2 protein-coding genes are annotated in these 1,823 nt (G+C 76.5%); both read right to left on the minus strand.

The features are described from left to right. Positions 1 to 119: 119 nt before the first annotated feature. A complete protein-coding gene (locus ABZW03_RS40405) occupies positions 120 to 929 on the minus strand; it encodes a hypothetical protein (protein ID WP_355269813.1) in 810 nt (269 codons plus the stop codon). Next, a complete protein-coding gene (locus tag ABZW03_RS40410; protein ID WP_355269815.1) occupies positions 926 to 1,459 on the minus strand; it encodes a SigE family RNA polymerase sigma factor in 534 nt (177 codons plus the stop codon). Before ABZW03_RS40410 ends, ABZW03_RS40405 begins: the two co-directional genes overlap by 4 nt. Positions 1,460 to 1,823 lie beyond the last annotated feature (364 nt).

A 1,823-nucleotide genomic window follows, 5' to 3' on the forward strand; every position in this document is an offset into this window, starting at 1 on the left:
GGTTGACGGCGCCGGTGCGCCAGATCCGGTCCTGGCCGTCGGTGAGCACGGTCTTGGCGCGGTCGGTCAGTCCGAAGTACGTTTTCGCGCGGCGCCGGGGCCGTTGCCGGGGCGGCGGGTCAGAACTGCCAGGCGGCGTCGTCCGCGAGAGCGAGCAGGGCGGCGGTGTCCAGCCCCCCGTCCGGGTTCTCGGCCCACTGCTGGAGCGTCACCGTCCGGCCGTCGGCGCGCTGGAGGCGGACGTACTGGGAGGTGCGGCCGTCGGCCGGGAGGGTCATGGTCAGGGCCTCGCCGCGGGCGCCGGACGGGAGGTCGACCACGCGGCAGTCGGTGCGCGGGGCGATCTCCCGCGGGTCGGGCACGCCGGGGCGCGGGGTGACCTCGGGCAGGGCGACGGTGGCGCAGAGCGGGACCTTCGGCGCGTCGGCGGTGCGGTCGGCGCCGCCGACGAAGTCCACCGGGCCGGCCGGGGACTGCCAGCCGACCTTGAAGCTGCGGCCCGGGATGTCGCCGGCGCGCACGGTCGTGGCGCCGGCCGGGAGCAGCCCGGCCAGGGTGGTGGCCAGGCGGTCGCTGGTCCAGGCGGTGGCGCGGCCGCTGCCGGGGCCGAAGGAGTCCGGGCGCAGCGGTTCGGCGCTCGCTCCCGCGGCGGCCAGGGTGAGCGGGCCGGTGAGCGGGTCGGCGGCCGCGACGGGGGCGCCGGGGGCGGGGGCGGTGCCGGTGGGCACGGTCGCGACCAGGGCGGCCAGGGCGGCGGTGGCGGCCGTGGCGGCGCCGGCGCGGACGGCCAGGCGGGTGCCGCGGCGGCGGCGTCCGGCGGCGACGGCGGCGTCCACCGTGCCGGGGCGCAGCGTCGGTTCGGCGCCGAGGCCGGCGGCGAGGAGGGTGCGCAGTTCGTCCTGCGGGTCGAGGGCGTCGGCGTGGGTCACAGGAGTTCCTTCAGGGGGGTCGGGGTGGTGGCGAGTTCGTCGAACGGGTCGGTGTCGCCGAGCAGGGCGCGCAGCTTGGTGAGGGCGCGGGCGGTGTGGCTCTTGACGGTTCCGGCGGTGCAGCCGAGGGCCTTGGCGGTGGCCGCGATGTCCAGGTCGGCCCAGAACCGCAGGACCACGACGGCCCGTTGACGCGGGGGCAGGGCGGCGAGGGCGGTGCGGACCTGCAGGCCGAGCGAGGGGTCGGTGCCGGGGCCGGGGCGGTCGGGCAGGGCGGGTGTCGGGTCCTCCCGTCGCCAGCGGCGGCGGGTGTGGTCGATGCAGGTGCGGGTCAGTACGCGGTGGGTGTAGGCCTCCAGGTTGGCAATCCGGTGCCGTCGTCCCCACGCGGCGTACAGCTTGGTCAGGGCGGTCTGCGTGATGTCCTCGGCGTGGTGCCAGTCGCCGCACATCAGGTACGCGGTCCGCCGCAGGTGCGGCAGCCGGTCCTCGGCGAAGCCGCGGAACTCCTCCAGGTCTGCGCTACGCACAGGGGGTGTCCTCCGTTCGTCTCTGCCCGGTCCGACGGAGCGCACCCGGTGCCGGGATGTCACGGGTGGCGGGGAATTTTCGGGTTTCCCGGTTTTCCCGGTTTCTGATCATCGGATGACATCCTCCGCTGCCGTCCGTTCCGTCGATTCCTCGACAGATCCAGTGCGCGGCCCCGGGATCCGTGGTGCCGCCCGAGGGAGAGGACAGCGGTGCGAGGACATCGCGGGTACGGGAGCGGGTACGGCGGCGGGTACGGCGGCGGGTACGGCGGCGGGTACGGCAGGCGTGGGCGGGGGCCCCGGGCGGGCGGGCGGTGGGCGGGTACGTTGCGCTGGAGATCGCCCTCCGCATGCCCGAGCTGCT

It is taken from the genome of Kitasatospora sp. NPDC004799 (genome assembly GCF_040609095.1).
Lineage (GTDB): Bacteria > Actinomycetota > Actinomycetes > Streptomycetales > Streptomycetaceae > Kitasatospora.